The organism is Halobacterium sp. KA-4 (genome assembly GCF_021028995.1).
In the GTDB taxonomy this organism is placed as follows: domain Archaea; phylum Halobacteriota; class Halobacteria; order Halobacteriales; family Halobacteriaceae; genus Halobacterium.
Map to the genome: position 1 here is coordinate 13,984 of NZ_JAJJZG010000016.1, position 25,119 is coordinate 39,102.

The following is a 25,119-nucleotide window of genomic DNA, read 5'->3' on the forward strand; positions in this document are numbered from 1 at the left end:
ACCCACTACTTGGGACGGGTTGGTTGGTGTGGTATCCGGATATCTTCGGAAGTGGGCGTAGCACGGTATGTATCGTGGTTTTCGTGAATTACCTGACGTGTTCAGCCAGGTATTGTGGGTAGGTAGCATACACCACGTGAGTGTGGTGATACTTACCGGTAAGTTCCGGGACAGCGCGTGGTGCTAGACGGGCGCGCACCACTCAAGACGGTGGGAGATCACTCCCCCTGGGGGTAGTCCCTGATCGAATCTGTGTTCGCACGCGCACGCAAGAAAATAACTACTATGTACTATGCAACTACAGAGCGATCAGGAGGGTGTTGCCGGATAGGGGGTTCCTCGAAGCCCCCAGTGGCGGGTATGTCATTCGATGGCGAGACCCGGCAACACGAGGGCATACTGCGATCGGCTTGGTTATATTCTTTTTGGCAGTGGTAACACCCCACACGCTATCACGGCTAGCGAACAACAGGGTCGTTAGCCGGTCGCGTAGATGAAGAGAACACCCCCACCAGCAAGCAGGAGAACCGTGAGCGTGCAAACGAGGGTGTAGGCGAGGAGGCGACGCTGCCCTCTACTCAACATTCTGGCCCCTGGACGCCAACTCACCTAATTCGAGGCGGAGGCCCCACCCGCAAGGAGCGCCGGGGTTCCGCCTCCGGCGGAAGCACGAGCGAGTAGGGTGGGGAGGAAGCCGACTCGGTGTCAATCAGCCGTCAGACTGTTGCCTGCTGCCCCTCAATCATTAAGTGACTATGCGTGTATATGTGAAAATATCGTGGAGTACCGTCGTACTGCTGTTATCAAGCTCGACACGCCCCAAGGCGCGGATATGCACCTTCGAGAGACTGTCGAGCAGTTCAAATACTGCGCCAACACCGCGAGCGAATGGTGTTGGCACGGCGACGATGGCTACCACGTTACATCGAAGGCCAAGGCCGAAGGTGCACTGTACGACCAGCTACGCGAGGACACGGAGTTAACCGCGAATCTCGTCCAGAAAGGGATTCGCCAAGCCGTCGAAGCCGTCAAAAGCGGCGTCGAACGCCTCAAGAACGACCAAGATACGTCCCGTCCGACCTTCACGGCTGATACCGCCGTCTACGACAAGCGAAGTGCCACCTTCCACCACGACCATGTTTCGCTGTCAACACCGGACGGACGTATCGAGTGCGACTACATTCTTCCCGACGACACCGACATACCGCCGACAAAGTACGTTACAGACGAGGACTACGAGTTTCGGCGGGCAACACTCCATCGACGTGACGGCGACTGGTATCTCCATGCGTCAATGCTCAAAGACGACGACACCCACACCACGACCGAGCACAGAACAGTCCTCGGTGTGGATCTCGGTGTGAATCAACTCGCGGTCGCTTCGACCGGGCGGTTCTGGTCGGCAGACGAGTTCAACCACTGGAAACAAGAGTACGAAAAGCGGCGAGGCGACCTCCAACAGTGTGGAACGCGAGCGGCACACGACGCGATAGAGGGCGTCAAGCGCAAAGAAGATGGACGCTTTGAGATATTTCTGCATCGTGTCGCCAACGAAATCGTCGCCGAAGCCCTCTCTCACAACTGTTCGCACATCGTGTTTGAGGACCTGACCAACATTCGTGAGAACGTACCAGAAGCGTCGTGGCACCATCTGTGGGCGTTCCGTCGCCTCTACGAGAACGTCGCATACAAAGCCACAGAACAGGGCGTCAAAGCCGTGCAAGTAGACCCACGCAACACCTCGAAGCGATGTTCGACCTGTGGGTTTACCCACGACAATAACCGCGACGGCGAGGAGTTTGCGTGTCAGGACTGTGGCTACCAGAACCACGCCGACTACAACGCCGCGAAGAACATCGGCCTCCAGTATCTCCGTCGTCGGCAAAACGCAGACGACGGAGGCGCACCCGTAGACGTGCGCTTGAATCGCGGGACGCTGAACGTGAGCGGAGAGTACAACCTTCCCGCCTCATCCGAGGCGTAGAACGGGAGTCCACGCGAAAGCCCCACCCTCAACGAGCGAGCGGAGGGTAGTTTACAGCCTGGGGTGCCCCCACAATGGCGACCGTAAGGGAATGTCGGTTCCTACGAACGAGTGCGGGCGGACGAGCAAAGGGATCGCGGCCGGCGAGGAGGGGAGCGAGTGACACTGGGAGACACCAAGCGCCTCAACATCTCTGTGCTCAGTTACAACACGCATCCCTCTCCGTAGGTGGCGTAGTATGTCCTCGCGCTGAGGAATGTTGAAAGGGCTCCTCGACATATGGGATAGTATGCCACAGGGGTCGAGGGGGAATGAGACGGACCACGAACAGACACCGCCACCACCAGCGGGCGCAAAATCCGGCGAAGAGGACCGCGACAAGGAATCCAAGCAAGCCGGCGATAGCAACGCCAATTCGGGGGATTCTGAGTTGACGATGATTATCGCGCGGCCAACCACTCGCAAGCGACTCCAAGAGTGGAAGCGCCAGCATGACTACAACTATGATGAGGCGATCACGCACTTGCTTGATGCCGCCCCAGACGCCAGCGAGGTCGACCCAGACAACCCAGAGGCCACACTCGCAACCGACACGACGCAGCTAGACGACGAGTATGTGAATATTGCGGCGTCCGTCGGCGTCCGGAATCGCCTGAAACTCTGGAAGACCTACCACGACTACACGTATGACGAAGCGCTACGCGCGCTTCTCGACACCTACACAGACACCTGACGGCCGCCTACCTCTCGGCATCGACGCGCGTCGCTACTTGCTGCCGCTATCAGCGAACGGAGTTCTGGCGGCGCGTAACCAATTGACATCCGCTTTCGCATGAATGCGGGTCCAGATGCTAATCATCACGCCGTCGATGTATCATATAGGATGCGGCGATGGCGAGTGCAAGTACGGTCGTGCTACCGGTGATGCCGAAGAGATTGAATGGCATTTCGGCACCATGGCCCGCAGCTGCTGACGACGTGGTGGCTGTTGACGGCGATGTCGAGCGTTGTGTAGATTGGGGTGTTTGGCGTGGCTGATGCGTCGGTGTCGAGGGCTGATTCTCTGGATCGCGTGTGTTCATCGTCGGTGATGATGCGGTAGCACCAGTGGTCTCGACGGCGGGTTCATCGGCTGGTGGCTGGCCGGCGGTTGGATCGGTGACCGTCACGGTGGCTGTGTCGTTGTTCGTGTTGCCGGCGGCGTCGATGGCGAGGAGCCTGATTGTGTGGGCCCCGGCGCTGTCGAAAGTATGGGTGAGGTTCTGGATACTCGTGGTCGTGTTCGTGCTGTTGGTGATGGGGGCGCCGTTAATCAGCCACCACGCCGCAGAAAGGTGTGTTTCTTCGTCGGTGACTGTCATCGCGGTGATGGAAGTTGTGGTTCCGCGTGGGATGGTTGCTGGTGCATGAAGGGTTGTATTCGGGGGATTCATATCGACTATGATGGCGTTCGATGCATCGAGGATCTGGTTTTGTTCGCCGTCGACAGCACGCACCTGTACGGTGTATGCACCACTACTGACGGCGCCCACCGTTGCGTTCGTCGCAACGACCCCCTGCGAACGCTGGTCTAGGGTAACCGAGTCGTTGCCAAACGGCATCTGAGTGAGTTCGACGGTGTCGACATCACCGCTTATATTCACCCGGATGCGGACGCGATCGGAGCCGTTCACGATGCCGTTGCCGTCAGTTTGGTCGTGGAGTGTCACGTTGATGTCTGGCTGTCGGGTATCAACCGTCGCGTTCGCAGTCAGGTCGGGTGACTGAGTGGTACCGGAATGAGTGATTACTGACGTGAGCGTTGCGGTATACGTGCCATCGCTCGGTGGCGTGCACGTCGCCGTGTAACTGTAGTTCCCACTGGTTGGGACTTCAGTGAAGTCCTCACGCGTGGATGTATGATTTGTTGGCCCGCCGACGACGGCGTTGATTTCGGTGAGTTGCTGTGAGGCTGTGAACTGTGTCGTGAGTGTGCCATTTTCTGCGGCGAGCGTGAGATTCCAGGCGTCGAGTGCGTCTTGGATCGTAATCGTATCCGTTAGCTGATCGTCGTCGACGTGGCTGGCCGGGGATTCACCGTGGATGAATGTCACGTCGTAGGTGCCAGTTTTGGTCGTGTTGTACGTTCCAGTGTAGGTGTAGGGAGCAGTCGTGTCCGTCGTTGTGAACTCATCAAGCGTGAGCGTCGCGTTGTCTGGGCCAGAAATCCCGACTGTAAGTCCGTTGAGTGGCGCTGTTGCGTTGAGCGTTATGGCGATGACGCCGGAGCCGTTGGTTGTCGCGTTCAACGACGCGACATCAAACGCCGTGGGTAATGTTGCGCTGGCAGTTACCGATGGGGTTACCGTTAGGTTGCCCTTACTAGTTGCGGAGACCAGCGTTCCGGTATACGTGCCGGGCGTGGTTGCGAAATCCGCGGTATACGTATATGCGCCGTTCTCGTAGGCTTCCGTGAAGTTCGACCGTGAGAGATTGTACGTCTTGGGGCCGGTAATCGCGAGGTCGATCCCTGACAGTTGCTTCGAGGACTGAAAGCTAACCGAAAGGTTCCCGGCCATAGTGCTATTGGAGAGCGTGAGATTCCAGACGCGTAACTCGTCGATCGTTGCCGTGGCGTACAGCTGGTCAGTATCACGCAATCCAGCTGTTGAGTTGGCTTCCGTGAACGTTACCGTGTACTCGCCGGGCGTCGTCACAGTATACGACCCGGTATACACGTACGGGCTACTCGTGTTGTTTGTCGAGAAGGCACCACTACCCAGGGTTGTGTTCTCCGGCCCGGCGATGTCGATTGTCACGGCGTCGATAGGATCTGTCGCTGTGAAATTGATCTCAAGAGCGCCGCTCTGCGATCCGGCTGCCTGCAGGGTAGTGACATTAAATCGTTGGTCGACGGTAGCGTTCACGGTGAGCGTGGGCGAATCAGTATTTCCATCGGTCGACCGGCCAAACGTGACGGCGGCAGTGTACTCACCATCCCTGTTCGGCGTGTAGTTCGCGGTGTAGGTGTACGTGCCGTCTGAAGTGGTACGTTGGAACTCTTGGACGGTGAAAGATCGGGGGTCTGGACCGTCGATGTCCGCATCGATGGCGGCGAGGGGCTCGGTCGTCTGGACGGTCGTGACAAGTGTGCCGTTTTGGCCGGTGAGTGTCAGATTCCAGATTGTGAGTGATTCATTAATTCGTTCACTTGCTTCGAGTCCCGGGCTAGCATTTTGGCCGTCGGTTGACTCCCCACGCACGAGTGTCACGTTGTATATGCCGTCGGTCGTCCGATTGTAGGCGCCAGTGTACGTGAAGGGTGGGCTGGACGCGGTCGTTGTGAACGCCGACCGGTTGAGCATCGCGGTTTCCGCGCCGGAAATATTGACCGTCACGTTCCGAAGGGGGTCGCTGGCGTTGAACGCGAGACCGAGGTTTCGGTCGGCTGTCGTGTTCGTGCGTAGATCGGTGATAGTGAATCGGACGTCGACCGTTGCATTCGCGGTCAGATTTGGTGACACGGACGCATTGTCGGTGGTGACAGCGGAGAGATTCGCGGTGTAGTCTCCATCCGAGGTTGGCGTGTACGTGCCAGTGTACGTGTAGGTCCCACCAGTGCTGGTCTGTGTGAGATTGGCGGTTGTGCTGGTATTCGAGAGTGAGAACGACTGTGAATCTGGCCCATGGACATCAAGGGTTACGCCAGTCAACTCTCGGCTCGCGTTGAAGCTCGTTGTGAGGGTTCCGGTTTCGTTGACGAGGGTGAGATTCGAGACCTGCAGTGGTTCCGTGATCGTCACCGAGTCATTCATCGTCTCGTTGTCGACTTGCCCGTCCTCGGACTCGCCTCGATTGAAGGTGACGTTGTACGTCCCGTACGCGCCGGGGTCAACCGTCGTCGTATACTTGTATGGTGGTCCTGAGCCGTTGACTGAGAATGTCGATACGTTGAGTGTGTCGCTGGCTGCGCCGGAGATCGTGATGTTTAGTGAGCCGAGTTCTTCGGTGGCGGAGACGTTGATTGTGAGGTTCTGGGTGGCGGTGGCTGTGGCGTTGAGCGCATCGACATCAAAGCGCTCGTCGATCGTTGCGTTCGCAGTGAGATCAGGGTTCGCCGTCTCAGTATCTTCGGCCGCAACGCTCGTGAGCGTCAACGAGTAATCACCATCGGTAGTGGGCGTGTAATTTGTCGTGTACCGATAGTCGCTCCCGACCGTGTGCTCGGTAAAGTTGGCTTTCGACAGGGCAGTTTTCCCGTCCGGCCCGGTGAGTTCCGCGTTGATTTTCGAGAGTGTAACGCTGGAATTGAATGCACCGTACAGGGTTCCAGACTGATTGCTGAGTGAGAGATTGGCGACGGCAAGCGGCTCCTCAGTGCCATTCACATATGCGACCCCAGCGGATTGGGTCGTATTCAACCGATTCTGATCCGCATCGGTAAGATAGCCACTCTGTGCCCCGTCTGCAGTCACAAACCGAATCTGATAGGGGGCTGAACTGTCGACATAGAGCAGTTCCGGCGTGGAGTTCCCGACGACATCTAGTGATCCGACGGGATACTTTCCAGGATTAACCGAAACATCTACTTTGCCATCAAGCCCGACGTAATAGAGGTTTGGCGAGCTCTCGATAAGTGGAACCTCGACTTTGTCGTCGTCATCGAAGTCACGGGGAGCACCAACACCAAGCCCACCATTGGCCCCCAGTGAATAATCTTCGAAGGTTTTTCCAGAATTCATACTCGAATTATAATAGAACTGCTCGTTAGACGTGCCAAGGTAGAGGAGTTCGTCTTTATCATCACCGGTCAGGTCTCCAACACCAAGTGCTGCGTTTCCTGCTATGCCGCCCTCAACAATTGGTTCTGAACTCCCGTTATAGTAGACTTTGCGAATCTTGTTGTTGGAGGTTGTGTAGACGACGACAGGGTTACCTTGGAACTCCGTGGCTGCGAGCGCCGTGTTTGATGACTTTGCGTCAGTCGCGAGCTCTTGTTTCTCGCCGGTTCGATCAATCGCGTAGACCTCTCCATTACTGGTGATGTACGGGATCTCCACATACCAGTCGTCGTCAAGGTTCTCGCCTTTCCCGACGATTTCGGCGCTCACGTTGAACTCGATCGTGTGATTCCCTGAGGTCAGAGCCGTCAAGTTGTCTGACGTTTGATCAACGTAGGCAGTGGTGATAGTCTCGTTCTCGTAGGGAACAGATACATTTGTGTTCGGCTCACCGACAGTGCTGTTGGCCGTAGCCGTGGCTTGGGTGGCTATGCTCGCGACACCCGCCCCTGCTACGAGAAGACCCATGGCCACCCCGAGCAGAAGACATACCCGTAGCTGTGAGTGTCGCACTGTCGGCCACATAGTAACAATTTGGCCGCCAGCACCGATAAGACTGATTGCCACATATTAGCCGATTAATCATACGACGGTGGAATTTTTACGCTTTCAGAAGGAGGAGGTGTAGGGATGAAATCTCGAAGTGAACGGCGACGGTATCCGAGAGTGATAAGCCGGTAGCATGGGGTCGGATACCCAATTTCATCGCGGGCTCCGGTGTCGCTTCTCGCTCCACAAACGCTCACTCGAAGCAGTTGCAACCTCCGGCGAGGCGGGCGATTTCTGGCATGGATCACTAGAATCTCACTCCGCCTCATCCTTCATCCTTATCTGAACACTGCCCCCAGAATCTGTTTCGTAATTGCCGTAAAGAGCGAGGGGGTCTCTCCTCGCGGAAAGATAGGGGATTTAGCTCTGGAAGTTAGAGATCAGGTCAAGAATATCAATACCCGAGAGATCACCAGACTGGTAGTCGGAAATTCCCTGTAGCAACTCAAATGAGTCAATTCCATTATTGTCTTTATCGTATTGATCCACGACTGATTGATTGTCGCCAGCAACGGTAATTTCTTGGTGGGCCTGCGAAGTTGCGCCCTCATTGTCCATGACTTCAAGACTGACACTATAGGTTCCGGAGGTATTGAAGGTGTGCGTGACGGTCATGCCGCTAGCATCGGTCGTTCCGTCCCCATCGAAGTCCCAGTTATATGACGCGATACTCCCGTCGGAATCATCTGACTGGGACGCATCAAACGTCATCTGTTGTCCAACAGTCGGGGAACTTGGAGTCACGGTGAACGATGCGGATGGGGGAGAATTCGTTGAATCAGTACTTTCGACGATTTCCATCCGCTCAGTAACCAGATTCCGTTCCCCACTGTCTGTTGAGGCAACGATGGTCACATAGTAATCAAGGCCACTTGAGAGACCCTCTGGGATCGTGAACTGGATCTGGTTGCCCTCTTCTACCTGTTCGGAGTACAATAGTCCTTGTTCGGCCTGAGCAGCGTCATTATCACCAGCGGCAACGATGACATTCGCAGAGACCGGTGCACTCGCAGTGGTCGAGTAGGTGAATGATACTTCCTCACCAGGAGAGTATTCGTTATTGAGGCCGTTAGTGGTGAGATCATAGGTCGATACCGTATCACTAGTAAAGGAAGAGGCGTCTTGGAATGGGCCGACGGTGGCAACCATCACTTCGCCGGTAACGGACCCGATATCTAGTGTTGCCGTACCGACGCCGGAACTATTTGTCCTGACAGATTCACTACCGATGATCGTGGCATTAAATCCATTTTTCTCAAGGAACATTAGTGAAGAGACATCCGAAATGGGCTCTCCAGTCGACGCATCGGTCGCCTCAATCGTGTAGGTCACCGATGATTCACCATTGGTGGTTCGGAAATCAGAACCCGCCGAAAACGCAACATGCCCGACGTCGCCATAACTGGTTTCTGTCGACTGCTGGCCGTTAACCGTTGTAGCGGCCCGCAGTTCGAACTGCGTCTGGTCTGGTGCAGTAGACGGAATAGAGAACTGATACGTTGCCTCACCGTTGGCATTCGTCGTTACTGTTCCTTCCGTCACGACCGCGCCAGGATACCCAATTACGCCGCTGAGGTCCACTTGTGCACCAGAGACAGGTGTACCGTCGTCTTGAACTGTTACATCAACCGTAGCTGACTCACCAGGCGCCAGTTTCGGATTCCAATCTTCATTCCGGTAGTCCAAAGAGATGTCAACAGATGACGGATCTGTGGTTGATTCTGGGCGTTCTGAGACTTCAATTTCATAGTCACTTACCGCAATCTCCTTGCCGTCAGTCGCGTACAGATTGATCTGGAAATCTGTCTGCTCCGCTGGCGGAGTCCAGGTAGTCAGAAATTGGCCATTACTGCTAGTCGTCGTCGTGATATTCGTGAGGACAGTGCCGTCGTTTTCGACGGATACAACGAGTTCTTGGTTAGCATACCCCGCGCCCTCATCTTTGACTTGGCCAAATATCGCGGCAGTCTGATTGAAGTAGAGGTTGTCTGCCCACGGCGTGTTAAACTGTTGCTTGGCAGTCATATCACCTGCTTCAAGATAGGCTTCATCGCCAGGCTTTGCCGGATCGATATTGTACGACCCCGCCTCATTTGGGGTGTATTTGAACGTAGCAATACCATTCGCGCTAGTAGTTACATTTTTCGTCTGCTGGCCGGTAGGGGTATTGAACGTGAACTGTCGATCGGCGTTGCCCACTGGCTCCCCGTTACTTAATGCTGCTATGGCCGCTGTTGTCGGATGACCGACTTCAATAGCATTATGCCATCCCGGGAATGCAACCGATTTAGCACCAAGATTCGCCTCACCATAGGCCTGATCGGCTACCTCCGAGGAACTGGCCCAGAACTCATATGCTCCGTTTTGGGATGGCGAAATCGATAATTCCGCTGTTCCCTGTGAACCAGTCGTGACATTCTTGGTCAGCACAGCCCCAGTTGGTTTCTCGATCTCAACCGTGATGGGAATATTGGCAACCCCGCTAGGAACTGGACTCGAAGTATTCGTCGCCCCGACCAAGATTTTGAGGCTCTCAGACCCTCCAGCGTGCGTCTGTATTGAGCCGACACTTAGTGTGAGCTCTATATGGGAGCTTCCCGCTGCGGCAGTTGAGCCGGATTGGTCCGTTGAATCACCGTCGGAGGGGGAAGCGGAAGATCCATCTGGATTCTGTGTTTCATCAGCACCAGGCTCTGTTGGCGGATGTGAATCAGTATCTGCTACCGCGATACCACTTGCTCCAACACTCAGTACCACCAAAATTACTACACCGAGCGTAGCCATCCGGTGTGATAGCCGTGACATGTTACACGGCAGGGGTTAATATCCCTGATATATATAGGTTTGCATGTGGCTAGCTATGAGCTGATGGATGAGCTTTCTCACCTCAAATATTCCTGAATTCGTGCTCTCAACAGACTCCGGCTGACTAACTTGCAGCCAGTGTAGTGTTCCAGCAGCGGAGACAACCGAGGAGCAATTTGGCTGTGTTGAACCTGAGACGTCTACTTGAGCGCGAAGACGAGCAGGAAGATAGCGGCGGCAGCTCCAACGAGGGCGGCTGGAATGGTGGTTGGGTCGATGAACGAGAGTGTTGTGGCGTAGTTGAGGGCGATGAGTGCGATGGCGCTGGCGGCACCGCCGATGGTAAGGGTGGCAGCGAGGTGGACGGCTTCGATGTTTCGCGTGGGTGTGTGCCGCCCAATTTCGTGGCCGAGTTGCCATGCAAAGTGACCACTATCCCAGGCGACGAAACTACCGACGATTCCAGCGAACAACAACCAACCGGGGAGTGATTCAACGCCGCCAAAGGCCGACGCGACGAAAACGCCCACACTAGCTAATACAGGGCCGACGGTTTTTGACGGGAGGAGCCGGACCCACATGCTAATCCGGAAGCCAGCGATGATACCTGCGGCACTGATGAGAGTTGCCGTCAGCGCGACGAGCGTGATAGTGGGCGGCCCGTAGAATGCGATGATGCCTTCCGAAAGCCGCTGGTAGGATGGCGCCATCGTTGTCGGGAGCGTCGTGATGATGAATGCCTGGGTGGTTTCGACGAGCGGAGTGGCGACGACGAGTGCGGCAGCGGTGAGTGTGGCACCGCTGAGCAGCGCGCTATATCGTTCGAACGGAACTGCCGCTGATGCCTGTGCAATCCGTTTGAGCACATAACTGATGGCGAGCAAACCGAGAGTCACGCTGATACTGACCGCGAGTACTATGCGGAGTGGCTCGACTTGGGTTGCGGTGATAAGGGATTGGTAGAGTGGATCGCTAACTTCTGCTCGGAATTGTTGTTGCCGGAGAAGAGCGTCGGTCAACACGCCGGCGATGATCAGCAGAACGAAAACCGAGGTGAGTTTGCGAAGCCGTGTTTGGATTGTCTGAAATGTCTCCTCGTGTGCCGTGCCGACGACCTCGAGTACTGGAAGGGCCCGGAGTGCCAGCGCTAGGGTGGCTGTCGTCGTGAAGAGGAGGAGGGCGATTGAGGACAGATTCGGCGCAGTCGCCGCAGGCGAGAGGAAATACGTTGTCACGACGGCAACCCCATCATGGACCAAAGTCGCAAGTGTTTGCTGTTGGCTTAGAGTGGCCGTGCCGAGGATGGCAGTTGTTGCGAGGGTGGTGGCGGCGAGTACTGGGATGATGAGCGTGCGGTAGGTGACATGTACGAGTGCGTGAAGTGAGGTCTGCGTGACCAGGTCAGCGATGGCGACGCAGGCACCAAATACGGCGAGCATCAGGCTTGCAACGACGATGAGTTGTGCGCTGACGGAGAGGATTGCTGTTGCGCCTTGCGCGGCTGTCGGTTGGGGGAAGCGGGTGCTTGAGAGCGATAGTGCGGCATACGTGAGGCCGCCTGCCGCTGCCAGTCCGAGTGGTGCGACCAGCAGCCCGGCAAGGTACTGGGCGAGGACGCGCCACGATGATTGTGTGGCTAGCCACAGCCCACCGGCAAACGTGAGTGCGGCTACCCAAGCAGTCGCAAGCGGGATGAGTAAGCCGAGTGAGGCTGCGATCAGCGTCGTCAACATGATTGTGACACCGACGCTGACGAGCGTTCCCTGTCTCGTTGGTCGCCATGTCGACTCGTCGACAGCCGCTGAGTGGGTCTGTGAGGCCATGTTAGTGGAGATGGGCGAGCGAGCGGGCAAGTGCCGTGTTGATTGGTGTTTCGGGGTGCCAGTCAACGACTGAAAATCCGGCGTCGGTAAGCCGGGAGAGCCTGAGGTCGCGGTGCAGCGCAACGATGTTGCCAGCACTGGTGGTGCGGTCCGTAACATCGGGACTGACGACCGTCACCGGATAGTTGTATGGCTGCAGTCCTCCTGCAAGTTCAAGCGGCCAATCGTCGAGCAAGGGGGTGATAATAACGACCTCGGCGCGCGGTGGGAGGCGTTGCCGGATCGCATCTCCGGAGTCTGGCATTGAGATGTCGAAGACAGCATCACGGGGTGGTTTCGGGGGTATCGATCGGTGCTTCGGGCCCTGGGTCGCGGTTTCCTCAACGGCGTCAAGGAGTTCCGTGGCGTCGGTCGGCGTCTCCGTCGTGACCCACGGCAGATCATTTGGGCCGACGGTAAGGTCTGTGCCTGCGGGCAGGCCGACCGCCGTAAGAATGGTGTCGACATCAGCTGTCTCGAGGGTATCATGCAGGCGCGCACTGACGTAGGCGTTGAGTTCTGTTGCGGTTGGATGGCCTGGTGCCGGACTTACTCGTGTTTGTTTGCGGGCGTCGACGATGAGGGCCGTGCGGGTGGCGTGTTCTTCTCGGAATTCAACTGTTGAGAGGTCGCCTGTTTTGGCGTATTGGCGCCAATTCAAGCGGTTTAATGGGTCGCCGGGTTGATATTCGCGGGTGCGGTGGAATTCAAGCCCTGGGCCGCCTTGGTCGGTTGGTTGGGTGCCTGCTCGATGGATGGGCGTCTTGGTTGGTGGAGTGTCGATTGCGCGAAGTCCTTCGAAGCTGGTGTCGCCGACTGGATCTAGGGTGGTTGTCGCTTGATCGCTGCCGGCGAACGAACGGCCACGGGCGATGGGAGCCGCAAATTCGTGGGTGCCGCGTTTGGCGACAACTTCATACGTTGTTGTTGCAGTGGTTCCGGGTCGCAGTGGGGTGGCCAGGCGTGGTGTTCCGGCGGTAACTGCAAGATCGTCTGGGACGCCGTCAATTACGCGCAGATCTGGGATCGTCGCCTCACCGGTATTCGTGACGGTGAGTGTGACGGGGACGCGGTCCCCGGGACTGGCGGCTGTCATGCCAATGTCTCGTTCAGCGTGGAGTTTAGCGCTGGCAGGAACCACCGAGAGGGCGTCGTAGGCGGCAAATGCAACTGGAATCACGGCGGCAGCGACGACAACTGGACTAGCATAGAGGAAGCCGACCGCGACGAGTAGGAGGGCGGCAACACCGGTTGTCTGCCAGCGCCGCGTCCGAGTAACGTCTGCTGTCATTGTGCGTCCTCCTGTGCAAGGTCCGCGGCGAATGCTTCAACTTCGCGCGCCGTTACACGGACACGCCGAGCGCGCTCGCGTTCTGGATCTAACCAGAGTCGGAGCCGGCTCCAGACTGTCTGTTCGACATCATCGACGTCCGAGAGGAATGCTGCTGCAAGGTGCGTATCCGTCCATGCCCCCTCCGCAAGCACGTCCTCGGGGGTTTCGGATGTTGTCGCGACCATCGCCTGGGTTGTGTCCCGTAGTAGGTGGCGTGCTGCTGTGGCTTCGGCTTCGGTGAGCTCGGTCGCGTCAAGCTCAGTGTCAACGATGTCGTTGACTGATGTTCGATCGTCGTCGATGACGCGTTCCGGCGGCAGTTCTTGGGCGTTAGCATAGCGAGAGGTGCTAGCCGGGTTTCTCGTTGGGGTTGTGCCGCCGGCCCACGCACCGAGGAGGGCGTACAGTATGAGTGCGCCACCAACGCCCGTGAGCAGGAGGTTTGGGTCAGCGTCCTGGAGTGTGGTTTCGACGAGGGGGAGTCCGGGGAGGTGTGTGGCGGCGTCTGGTTCGAATGTGTAGATGAATCCGAATCCGAGTGCAAGCACGCCGAGGCCACCGCTGACGAGTGTGCGGCTGCGCATCACTCCTCGCCTCCGGATTTCGAAGTATCGTCAGTTGTGTCCGTCTCTGCGTGGGCGGCCGCTTCGATCGCTTGGCTCGCTGTCTCAACGCGTTCGAGTCGGGCTGATGGCTCGCGATGCCCGTATTCGATAGCGCGGAACTCGTTGCGCAGTGTGGCAACCGCCTCACGTGGGAGGTCGTCTCTGGTGACTGCGTGTGCCGCGAGTTCGCCAGGTGTGTATCTGTTGGGCCGACGGACGGACACGTGGGTGAGCAGCGTGTCCCAGGCTTCACGGAAGGTCCGATAGTCGGATTGTGTCTTAGCCTCGTCGCCGCGCTGGATGGATTGGGCGTGGTCTGTAATATTGGCTGCCATCGCCGTTGTCCGGGTGGTGATTCGTTGCCGAAGGGTGTGCAGCCACGTGGTGAGTCGTGTGGCGAGTGCTGTCGGAGAGAGTTGTCCGCGAAGTGTTGCTAGAATCGCGAGGATTGCTGCGTGGAGCGTCTTGCTGCTGCGGGCGATCCATGCGGCTGTTGTGGTGGCAACGTACACGAGCGCGTTACTGAGCCATCGAACAGATGCGATGAGGATACCGAGTAGCCGTGTCACGAGGGTGCGGGCACTAACGGCGGATCGTCGTTTGGTGTATCCGAGTGCACCGAGCAGCACCACGAGCCCGCCGGCGGCAATCGCGATATTTTGATAGATTCCCTGTACGTTCGTGGTTGCGGTTTGCTCGAACTTGCGGACTTGGAGGGCGGCAGTCTCAGCAAAGGGGAGGCGTGTTGTGAGCGTGCCATCTGGGCCCGTTGTGCCGACCTGATTGCCGTTGAGGTGGACTGGAGCACCGGCAACCACAGAGTCATTTAGTGTGACCGAGACGTCGACGCGAGTGAATGGGAGCGCGAGCGGTGCCGCTGGGGTTGCTTCTGCGGTGAGCTTGGGCAGTCGAATCGATGTATTTCCGGTGACTTGGCCGCGCTCGACGTGTAGTGTTGTGTTCCCGGGGTCCGCTGGCAGTGTGAGTGTCGCCATGCCAGAATTGTTGGTGCTGGCAGTGTGGTCGCCATCGAGGCTGACTGACGCATTTCGGAGCGGGACATCATCGACGGCAGCCACGACTCGCACATGATTTCCGGTTACCGGCTGTCCGAGAATCGAGACAGAAGCATTCGTAGCTAGCGTATACCGTTTGGTTGTGTTGTTTCCAGGATCACGTATCTCAGCGTGCGTCTGACTAGTGGTTGTCGTGGGGTTTCGATTGCCGTCTCGAGTAATGCGATTGGTGGTCCGGACGTTGGGCGGCCGATAGCTCTGCTTTCCTGTGAGCGGTGCTGGCGTCGTCGCTACGTGCGATGGATTCCGCGCCGTAGACGGACCGGTTGGCGCTGTGACGGAGATATTCAGCGTGGTGGCGTATGGTACTGCGCCAGCTACGCTCCCGGTCGTGTTAGTCACGCCAATCTGATCGCCGTTAAACGAAACGCGTGCGCCCTCAACGGTGGTTTCCTGCTGTGTAACCGTGACAACCACTGTCACTCCCGGAACCGGCTCACGATTCAGCGTCACATTCAACGGGATGCTTTCCTCACCGCTCTCCGAGTTCTCTTGTGTCCCTGACTCGGATTGGTCCGGCTCATCGCTGGACGAACCCGACGACGTGGGATCACTACCGCCACTACTTGACCCGCTCTGGCCACTACTGGATGAGCCTGTTTGACCCGGTGCTGTGCCTGTTGGCGCTGGTGGGGACTGGCTGTCTCCACCTGGGCTGTTACCGGGCTGGTTGCCGTTTTCTGCCTGTTGGGTACTGCTCGCTGGTGGCTCACCCGGCGACCCAGCGAGACTAGCGGGGGTGTACTCGCTTGTGGAACTCGCATCACTATCGGTTCCGATTGCTTGTGCTTCTTGGGCGTGGCGCTCGCTGGCGGGTGTCGGGTCGAACCGCACCCATCCAACGTCGGCGAAGTACACTTCAACCCACGCGTGGGCGTGGAGCGCGCGAACCGTGTACTGATTCTGGCCCGACTGTTCGCCGGGTGCATACCCAACCACGTAGCGCGCGGGGATGTCTTGTGCGCGCAGCATCGCGGTCATGCTCGTCGCGAAGTACTCACAGTACCCCGCCTCCATATCTTGGACGAACTGGCTGGCAACGCCGTCAGTGGGCGGGTCTGGAACTGAAAGTGAGTAGTTCTTGGTCGTCTCCAGCCAGGCCTCGATTCGCTTTGCAGTCGCGTACCGAGACGTCGCCCCCTCTGTAATGGTTGCGACAGCGGGGGTGAGTGCAGCGCGTTCGTCCGGCGGCAACTGCGTGTACTGCTCGGCTAACGCGGCCGGATCAGTCCCACTCGTTGCTTTCAGCACTGTGGGATCTCGCGGTGGCCGATAACTACTCGCAGTATACCGTGTACCCGCGGGGAGTGTCTTGGCGGCATGCACTGCCTGTGTGGGCGTCACCTGAAGGTCTGCACCGCTGCGAACGCGGTGTGGCCTCCATGCTGTCGGGAGTGCTGTCGCGGCCTTCTGGAAGCGGACGTCGTAGGTGAGCTGTGACCCGCTTCGCGCCGCCTGAATTGGCGGCGAATACGCGCTTGCCGTCCCAGTCTGTTGCCAGCCGCTGCCAGTGTATCGGTCGTACGCGTTCGTCCGCCAGTACGCCGGCCGATCAGCAGTCACGACAAAATGCACGTCATCGTTCCGTGACTGGAACGCTGACTTGTTCCCCGATGAGAGGCTGCCACCAACACCCGTCTGTTGGCCGGGGGAGAGCGCGCCAAGCTGTCCACCCCCGGCTGTTGCGGCGCCGGATCCAGTCGCTGCTGTACCTTGACTCCCAGATCCACCGCTGGACGCACCGGCTGGGGGTGGCCCGGAACCGCTGCCGGTAGGGACTGGGACAACGGAACTGGCGGGTGTTTCACTTGCGAGTGACCCCAGCGCGGGCGTTAGGCCAGTTGCTAGGACAACTGCAATAATGATGAGGAGCGTGAGCGCGGCATTCCCCCACTGCCGTGACCGGCCGGTTTCAACGAGCTTCGTCTGTTTGTCACTCATTCGTTCTGGGTAAGCGCCCTCACTGCCGGCCTCCAAGCATCCGGATAGCATGACATGCTCCGCCAACCATTAAAAATGTTGCCAGGTCACCCGTACTTTCTCGGGACACGAGCTGTGTGGGATCAATCCTCGGTCGTGACGCCCGGCACAGCAAGCCGGTCAAGCACGTCCTCGATGATCACCGCACGCTCGACGCCTTTCGCGCTCGCTTCCGCAGTCAAGACAAGCCGATGCTGGAGGGCGGGGATGGCCATCGTCTTAATATCGTCTGGAACCACATAGTCACGGCCTGCAACTGCCGCGTGAGCACGGGACGCCTCGAATAGCTTCTGAATGCCGCGCGGACTCACACCGACGTCGACGCGGTCGTCGTCACGGGTTTGACGGCCAACCCGAACGAGGTACTCACGAAGCCGTGTTTCGACATCAACCGTCTCTGGCACATGTTGCAGGTCAGCAACCGTTTCCACACCATCCAGAACTGGCGTGACGCTGGGGACGTGTTCGAACCGATTCGCCCGCCGATCAATCAACTCTAATTCCCCTTCCAGCCCAGGATACCCCATACTGGTTTTCACCATAAACCGATCCCGCTGGGCCTCCGGCAGCCCAAACGTTCCCTCCTGTTCGACTGGATTCTGTGTCGCAATCACGAAAAACGGACTCGGCAACTCGTGTGTCGTTCCATTCACGCTGACTTGCCCTTCCCCCATCGCCTCAAGCAGTGCCGCCTGCGTCTTCGGCGGGGCGCGATTAATCTCGTCAGCCAGAACCACGTTCGCGAACACGGGACCGGGCTGGAACTCGAATGTTTCTTCGACCTCATTATAGATATTCGACCCCGTGATATCCGCCGGCAACAAATCCGGCGTAAACTGAATCCGCGAGAACTCCAGCCCCAGAGCCGTCGCAAAACTCTGGGCAGTCAGCGTCTTCCCAGTACCAGGCACGTCTTCAAGGAGTACGTGGCCATCCGCGAGCAGCGCTGTCACGACGCTTTCAAGGAATGCATCGTCCGCAATCACTGCCGCTTGCACCGCATCAAGCACATCCCCCACACGATCACGCGCTGTCGACGAGTCCATACGATGACAGGACAATCCCGATAGCAAATAACTACCGCTCCACCCCAAACCCCACACTCTGGCAGAACGACATGGTATTCCTATCTTGAAACAGCGAGAGAATCCCGCCCTTCCCGCGAAGGACGAACGTTCCGGCGCTCTGTCGGAATCGAGGACTGAGCAGGGCGAGAGCCAACGGCCTCGGGGTCAAGCCTCGTGGCAGCCGCCTTGTGCCACAATTCCTTTGACTGGCGTACACTGGGAGGAGACTCAGAGGTATTCGCTTCGGAGCCGCTCGATATAGGCTCTGTCCCAGTGTTTCGTCTCAACAAAGTACGTGAGCACGGCATCGACGTATGCCGTCGAGAGAATTCCAGCACGTGCGAGCGAACAGAGGACATGCGGCGTAGTGAAGAGCGTGTTTCGGTCATCGAGGGCGAGCGAGACGAGGAGATAATTCGTGGTGTTGAATTCGTCGGTGAGAACCATCGCGGCTTGGAGATCGTTTGCGAGCCAGATCGCGTGTGATTCGCCTGTGTCAAGTCCATAGGTTAGCGGCGCTTCGAGTGCCGCTTCGACATTATGCGTCGTCAGGTGGTGGGCTGCCTGGAGCACGAGGTCGGCGGCCCTAGCAAGGAGGTCGTCGCCCACAGCAGCCTCCCCAATCGCTCCCATCACCACGTCCGGAACGTGGACCTCATACGTCGCGAGGAGTGCTTTGAGTGGATCTGCTCCCGTTGGCGCGCGGTCGCTGGCGTCGACACGGACTGTCACAAGATTCAGCAACGAATTCGCATCAATGACAATCGTCGATTGGCCCGCCATCTGTTACGCCGACTCGTCGCTGACCGACCACGTCTCGACCTTCTCTTCGTAGAACTCGTCGTCACTGGGAAGTTCGTTGTCGAGGACGGGCCCGGGCGGCGTGCGATCAATGGAGTCGCGGAGGAGTTTCAGCAGTTTCAAGGCGGAGCCTCCGGCCTCAAGGAACGAGTGGTTCCGACACTGAGTCGGAAGGACGACGTGAGTAGGCCGGACAGGAAGCCGACACGGGAGGAAACAAACAACGCCGAGTGACGGTGACTAACTCGCTCTCGAAACGCTTTTTCACGGGCCTACCCAATCAGCAACCAGTGATACCGTCGCACACGTCGCCGGTATCACCGGCCGCAGTAGCCCGGCCCCAAATGGTGGAGACGTCGACCCTGAAGGTCGTTCGGTACGGGCGAGGAACACCCTTCCTCCCCGGCGACAACTGACGGCGAGTCCCACATCAAAGCCCCTCCCTCAACGAGCGAGGTCACTAGACCGAGCGAACTAGGGTGGGGTCGGTTACCCGCATCGCCGCTTCCGTCCCGAGGAGATCCTCGATCGTCTGGTAGTCCGCTCGGCCGTCGTAGTAGGCTTGCTTGAGGCGAGCGCGAAACTCGTCGTTGTCCGTCAGCTCCGCGAGTTCGTCCTGTAGGGCGTCGATGAGCAGCTGCGTGCGGGAGACATCGAGGAGGTCGGCAGCCCGATCAGCACGCTCGACGAGCGACCGTGGCGCGTTAAAGTCGACGCGCGTTTTTTCCTCCGCCATCACACCTTATGTGTAGGTCCTACACACAAATAAGCGTGGTGTCCCTAATTCGAGGCGGAATCGCTCATTCAGAATCCCGGCAGGCAGTGGACTGCTTGTGACCTTGACTACGAACTATCTTGATACAGCGAGAGAATCCCGCCCTTCCCGCGAAGGACGAGCGTTCCGACGCTCTGTTGGAATCGAGGACTGAGCAGGGCGGGAATGAATCGCGTCAGCTCTGGTGAGGAACTGCCGTGTTACTGCTGGTCTTGGGTCTCCACCGTGTCAAGTCCGGCTTCTAACACCTCTGCATAGGCTTCCGAGAGCGTCAAATCGTTTGCTTCTGCGTAGTCTTTGACTCGACCGCCGAGCGTGTGTGTGATGTCGATGTTCGGGCGCATGACGAAAGGACTTTTAGCGTTGTGGTGAGGGCGCTAAGCCCCCGTCCTCAACGAGCGAACGAAGTGAGCGAGTAGGGCGGGGATACAGCGCTCGCACGAGTGCCAAAAACCCGTATCAGAACACTCAACAATCCACGCACGCTACATATACCCACGTCGCATGAAGTACAGTCCACGATACCGGCTCCTTCCGACGACCGACCAACGGGAGAGCCTCGACTGGACTCGCGACATCGTGCGACAAACCTACAACCACGCCCTCCACGAATTCAACAAAATCCCTGAAGACGCTGGCACGCTCAGACAACGCGTCTGGCAAGTCCGCGACCAACTCCCCGCCCTCAAAGACTGGTGGACCAGCCTCAAACAAGTCTGGTCAACCGTCCTGCAGAAAGCCGTCGAACGAATCCGCGATAATATCCAAAACCTCGGGAAGCTCAAAGCCAAGGGGTACAACGTGGGGTCGTTGAACTGGAAGGCACCGCGTGAGTTCAGGAGTTTCACGTACCGGCAATCGGGCTTCGAACTCGACAAGAAGAGTGGCCCGAAAGACCGAGCAATTCTCCAACTCAAGAAAGTCCATGGCGAAACCATCGACATTCCAGTTCGGTTTCACCGGGACCTCCCCGACCACGACACTATCAAAGAGGTCACGGTCAAGAAAGAACCCACGGGCGCGTGGTACGCCAGTTTCTGCATCAAAACCGACACACCAGACAAACCAGACCCTGAGAACATCGACCCGGATGACACTGTGGGTCTCGACCTCGGCATAGTGAACTTCATCCACGACTCAGACGGCCGCTCGGTCAACCGTCTCGACCTGTCCGACGAGCGCGAGTGCTTGGAACGCGAGCAACGCTCGCTCTCCCGGAAAGAGTACAAGTCGAACAACTGGGAGAAGCAGCGCCAGCGCGTCGCCGAAGTCCACGCGGACATGTCGAACAAGAAGCGTGATTACAAGCACAAGCTCGCTCACGCGTATACGACCGCGTACGACGCGGTGTTCGTCGAAGACCTGAATGTGAAGAGGATGCTTGAATCCCGACAGAACGTGCGGAACAAGGCCGAGGTCGGTTGGCGTGACTTCATCACGATTCTCAAACATCATGGCCGCAAACACGGCTGTCACGTAGTGGAAGTCGAAGCGCGGGGCACCACGAAAGAGTGTGCGGAGTGCGGGGTGGAGACGGCGAAGCCGTTGTGGGTGCGAGAGCATTCGTGTCCGGCGTGTGGCTTTGAAATCGACCGGGATTGGAATGCTGCATTCAACGTCCAGCAGCGCGGTTGGAATAAACTAGGAGTGGTTCACTCCGAAGCAACGCCTGCGGAGACTGCGACCGCTGTGGATGCTCTCGAAGTATCTGCAAGTCGCGTCGTCGAAACAGGAAGCCCCTGCCTCAAGGAGTCGCCGAAGGCGACGAGTAGGCAGGGGTAGTTCACTTGAGGTCGTAGTTGGTTCCGGGTGTGGCGTTGGTTGTGAAGTTGTCGGGGTCGAAGTTCTCGCGTTCGTGTTTGAGGTACTTCACGCTCTCTGGGGTGCCTTCTTCCTCACTGAATCGCCGGGTCGCTTCTTCACGCGTGAGACGTGGCCCTTCGTAGTATTCGTGGTGGTATTCATTCCAGGCGTGGCGGTGTTCGCTGGGGAGTTGGCGGTGCCACATGCGGTATGGGGGTTTGTCGACGCGATGGATGTGAATATGACAGCTTTGGCAGAGCGGGATGATGTTCTCGACGCGGTCGTCGGTGTCGTCGCCGTTGACGTGATGGAACGACAGTTTATCCTGTCGGCGCTCGCCAAGGTTTGTTTCGAGCCATTCCTCGGGATGTCGTCCACAGACGACACATGCGTCCCCCCAGCGGTCAAACACCGCTTCCTCCAACTCTTCGGACCGCATCAGACACCCACCCCGAATTGGCCGTTGCAATCTCGCCGACGGACGCCCTGTTGAGACGGGACACCAGCGTCTCGCTGTTCGACAACCTGTAAGCAACGCCGGCTGTGGACTCCTCGATGCGGTTCTTCGGTGCTCTTGTGGCGATGGTGCTGTGTCCGCCGGGATTCCCTTTGTGGCGTGCGTCTGTTCGGTCGCCGCCTGTGGACTGTGGATTGATGGCTCGTGTGTGAGTGGTTCTTGCAGGGTTGCCTACTCGGTGAATGTGCTTGTTGCATATGTTCTCGGGGTCGAATCAGACTGCTTGCTGGGATCTGTTTCCACACGTTGCGCGATGAATTGAGGCTCCGCGGCCGTCACCTCCGTCTGGTGATTAGGGCGTTTGGACTGGTCGCGACCAGTGGTCGACATCGGTGACGGTATCTTGACCGACGAGCTGCCAGTCCCGGTTCCGCCAGACTTCTTCAATCCGCTGCCACTCGTCGCTGTTGTTCGACTGAGGGACGAACCGGATGCGACGTCGCGTCCCAGAGTGATCAGTGAACTCAATGACTTCCTCACAGCGAGTCCCGGGCGTCATCGGCTGCGTGGGTGTCGCGGTGCTCTGTGGCGTGGGACAACTGCTCTGGGCGGATCGATCGCCGCTCTTCGTGTTCTCATTGGACATTCTTTCACCGGCACGCTCAACACGTGCCCTCCACCCAAACCCCGGGGGGTACAAACAAATCCAACCGCAGCATCCCCAGCTTCCCCTTCGGTTGCCGTTCCTAGACCACGCCGGCGTTACCATAGCAGTCGAAACCTCTGCATCCAGAGAGTCCAGCGGCACCGGTCACACGGCTTGCTCGTGGTGGGGATGTTCTCAGTGGCGAGCTTCGGATTGACGGGACGAGGGTTGGCGTTCGTCACGTCGCGGCGAGAGTTGTTGAGTCCGGTCAGTCGCCGACGAATAAGGATTTTGGTACTGCCATCCACCGCAGCATCGGCAGCAGCACATCAGTCCACCTTGTGTTGTCAGCGGGAATTACATGCTAAATCGCCGGACGGGGTGGTAACAGCAGCACCAGTTACCGACTAAGATAGTGATTGTCGTCATAGTAGTGATTGTAGCGGGGGGCGTGAGAAAGACAGGAGGGACCCAACGAACAGGGGGAAGGAAACGAGTGGCCCGCTGAAGATGGACAGCCATCAGTGGCTGAAGCGCTCTGAAAAGCCGCGGTTTCGGATGGTTTCTGGACTGGCGGTGGCACTGTTAGCAAGGTCTGATTGTCAGGTACTCACTCGTGAATGGGCTTCAGGGTGGGGTTCTCGGTGGTGCGGTGCAGAGAGTGCGTAGGGGTTTCTCAGTCAGCCGAAGACTAGTTCAACACGGTAGATGTATCCACGCTCGTACTGATGTGGTTCGGAATGTTTCTGCGATCTTTCGGTTACGTTACTCGGTGATAGGGGAATTTGGGGGTTTTTATACTGGCACCCATCGTAGATCGGCGAGCTTGGTCGATTCTTGAGGATCTGGTGAGAGATGAGAGTGGACACTTCTTGAGATTATTATACGCTGAACAGGCGCAATACCACGGCGTTCACGCCGTGGATACGCGCCGTCACCTGGGACAGTATCCACGTTCGCCAGCACTCTGAGTTTCAGAATGCTGGCGTTTAAGTGACAGGCAACCCTACTAATAGGTAGGAATCGGTCGGAACGGAGCGGATTCCGAACCGTCCTTCGGAGGCGGCCTGTCCGCCCTCGTAACAAGGCAGTATCCGAAAGAACAGCCGGTGAACGCCACATTCCAGAAGAGTGTGGGCGCGTGCCGACTGTTCAAAGCAAACCAGACGATACCCCCAAGTCCGCTGATGCCTGCTGGCGTCCCCGTGGCAAAAACAACACGTCGGGACGCCATACACGGTCAAGGATAGGGGTAACGGCCACTTGGCATGGCCAGCAGTCCACCAGTCCGATACCGTGGGCCTACCCGTGCCCGAAAGGGCTGGTAGTCCGGTGATTGGACTGCACACCTGAAACTCCCACCGCTCGGGATTCCTCCGCGTTTACGCGGAGGAGGATGTCAAATTGTCTCAGGCTTGCTGGATGTCGGTTAGGGTTCGTCCACAGTATTGACGTTGGCACCGCTGTTTCGGTATGTTGTTCGGGGTTTGAACGGCTTAGTCTCCCGGCTATTGCGTCAGGTGATAGTTATACAGATTCGAGGAGAATACCTGCGGCCTGTAGCCGCAGGCAGGATGAATCCGACAACACGGACACAATCCACGCTTCGATAGCCCGTACTAGATTTCTAATCTATCCTTTGAAGTGGCAGGCACTCATACTCAAGAGTAGGAATCAGGCTGGAACAGAGTGATTCCGCCTAGTCCTACAATGGCGGCCTGCCCGTCCCAAGCAATCAAACAATAATCGGAACCAGTCGGGTGAACGGTCGGTTCCTATCTGTCTTCGAGGAGAGAATCCCGCCGTTTACGGCGTTGACGACACGCGTTGGGTCTCGTTCGCACACCAAAACGCTCCGCGTTTTGGGGACGGGCGTGAATCCGACAATTCCTCCACGAATCACGTGCTGACGCCGATACGGCTATTTACGTAGCAGCAACTCGGAGCATGACGTACACCGAGGCGGTTCGCCGCCACCTAAATGCACAATATCGGGACTCCGAGACCCAGAACGTTCGAGACACCCTCTCGAAGGGCTGTGGTGTCTCACCCAGGATAACTCCGAGTCCAGTGAAGTCTGGGGGACTTCCGTGAGGCAAAAACAACCCTGGGAGTCCCGATCTGACCGAGGATAGGAGTTCCCGGGGCTTGGCACTCCCAGCACTCCCACTCGCTATAGACCGCGAGCATCCCCTCAGATTCGCACTGATTGGATGCTCGGTGGAACTGCAAACCTGAAATCTCCAGCACTCAGGATTTCTCCGGCTTTAGTAGTTCACAGAAGTTTTGGGTACTCCACGTGCCAGAGATAAGGTGGAGAGGCTTTCTTCGACTGAGTCTTCATCCCAGTTCACCCAGAAGTTTCGTTGGTCACTATAGCCGGAGGGAGATGTCAATTTGTGCGGTTGTGTGGCTCGCTGAGCATCTACTACGCCATTTCATTGGTGTTCGGTGTGTGATCGCTTCCGGCTATCGTTGTCTCTCCCGGCAGCGGCCGCCAGTCGTTTGCAGGGCTATGGGTCCCTCCTGAGTGGGTGGCCACACTCCATGTTCATA

The 25,119-nt window shown here is 57.7% G+C and carries 15 protein-coding genes and 1 pseudogene; 3 read left to right on the forward strand and 13 right to left on the reverse strand.

Features of this window, described 5'->3' with window-relative positions; all coding sequences use genetic code 11:
* Positions 1-778 precede the first annotated feature (778 nt).
* Positions 779-1,984: an RNA-guided endonuclease InsQ/TnpB family protein gene (locus tag LPA44_RS14065; protein WP_230890167.1), complete on the forward strand. Its 1,206-nt coding sequence runs from the start codon at positions 779-781 to the stop codon at positions 1,982-1,984.
* 289 nt (positions 1,985-2,273) lie between these two features.
* Positions 2,274-2,717, forward strand: a complete 444-nt coding sequence (locus LPA44_RS14070; protein WP_230890168.1) for a hypothetical protein — start codon at positions 2,274-2,276, stop codon at positions 2,715-2,717.
* Between the two features lie 118 nt (positions 2,718-2,835).
* On the opposite strand, the gene LPA44_RS14075 is transcribed toward LPA44_RS14070, so the two are convergent.
* From LPA44_RS14075 to LPA44_RS14130, 12 genes and pseudogenes are all read right to left on the reverse strand, one after another.
* Positions 2,836-7,329 carry a beta strand repeat-containing protein gene (locus tag LPA44_RS14075; RefSeq protein ID WP_230890169.1) on the reverse strand — a complete coding sequence of 1,498 codons (4,494 nt, stop codon included), beginning with the start codon at positions 7,327-7,329 and terminating at the stop codon, positions 2,836-2,838.
* Positions 7,330-7,450: 121 nt separating this feature from the next.
* Positions 7,451-7,594 (reverse strand): annotated as a pseudogene (locus tag LPA44_RS18470) (IS6 family transposase); the annotation flags it as partial.
* 119 nt (positions 7,595-7,713) lie between these two features.
* Positions 7,714-10,137, reverse strand: coding sequence for a PKD domain-containing protein (locus tag LPA44_RS14085; RefSeq protein WP_230890170.1), 2,424 nt, complete (start codon positions 10,135-10,137; stop codon positions 7,714-7,716).
* 221 nt (positions 10,138-10,358) lie between these two features.
* On the reverse strand, positions 10,359-11,981 hold the full coding sequence (locus tag LPA44_RS14090) for a DUF7519 family protein (RefSeq protein WP_230890171.1): 1,623 nt from the start codon (positions 11,979-11,981) through the stop codon (positions 10,359-10,361).
* Between the two features lies 1 nt (position 11,982).
* Complete coding sequence (locus LPA44_RS14095) at positions 11,983-13,311, reverse strand: DUF58 domain-containing protein (RefSeq protein ID WP_230890172.1); 1,329 nt, start codon at positions 13,309-13,311, stop codon at positions 11,983-11,985.
* Positions 13,308-13,937, reverse strand: a complete 630-nt coding sequence (locus LPA44_RS14100; protein ID WP_230890173.1) for a DUF7269 family protein — start codon at positions 13,935-13,937, stop codon at positions 13,308-13,310. The genes LPA44_RS14095 and LPA44_RS14100 overlap by 4 nt, the downstream gene beginning before the upstream one ends.
* Positions 13,937-16,975: a transglutaminase TgpA family protein gene (locus tag LPA44_RS14105; protein ID WP_230890174.1), complete on the reverse strand. Its 3,039-nt coding sequence runs from the start codon at positions 16,973-16,975 to the stop codon at positions 13,937-13,939. Before LPA44_RS14105 ends, LPA44_RS14100 begins: the two co-directional genes overlap by 1 nt.
* Before the next feature lie 122 nt (positions 16,976-17,097).
* Entirely contained in the window at positions 17,098-18,060 is a 963-nt protein-coding gene (locus tag LPA44_RS14110; RefSeq protein ID WP_230890175.1) for an AAA family ATPase, read from the reverse strand.
* A gap of 249 nt (positions 18,061-18,309) precedes the next feature.
* A complete protein-coding gene (locus LPA44_RS14115; RefSeq protein WP_230890176.1) occupies positions 18,310-18,864 on the reverse strand; it encodes a hypothetical protein in 555 nt (184 codons plus the stop codon).
* A gap of 3 nt (positions 18,865-18,867) precedes the next feature.
* A complete protein-coding gene (locus LPA44_RS14120; RefSeq protein WP_230890177.1) occupies positions 18,868-19,005 on the reverse strand; it encodes a hypothetical protein in 138 nt (45 codons plus the stop codon).
* Positions 19,006-19,342: 337 nt separating this feature from the next.
* Positions 19,343-19,618, reverse strand: a complete 276-nt coding sequence (locus LPA44_RS14125; protein ID WP_230890178.1) for a hypothetical protein — start codon at positions 19,616-19,618, stop codon at positions 19,343-19,345.
* Positions 19,619-19,857: 239 nt separating this feature from the next.
* Positions 19,858-20,001: a hypothetical protein gene (locus tag LPA44_RS14130; protein WP_230890179.1), complete on the reverse strand. Its 144-nt coding sequence runs from the start codon at positions 19,999-20,001 to the stop codon at positions 19,858-19,860.
* Between the two features lie 160 nt (positions 20,002-20,161).
* Here LPA44_RS14130 and LPA44_RS14135 point away from each other — a divergent pair, with 160 nt between their 5' ends.
* Complete coding sequence (locus LPA44_RS14135; protein ID WP_230890180.1) at positions 20,162-21,439, forward strand: RNA-guided endonuclease InsQ/TnpB family protein; 1,278 nt, start codon at positions 20,162-20,164, stop codon at positions 21,437-21,439.
* Between the two features lies 1 nt (position 21,440).
* Here LPA44_RS14135 and LPA44_RS14140 read toward each other — a convergent pair whose 3' ends face one another.
* Positions 21,441-21,899, reverse strand: coding sequence for an HNH endonuclease (locus LPA44_RS14140; RefSeq protein ID WP_230890181.1), 459 nt, complete (start codon positions 21,897-21,899; stop codon positions 21,441-21,443).
* Between the last annotated feature and the right edge of the window lie 3,220 nt (positions 21,900-25,119).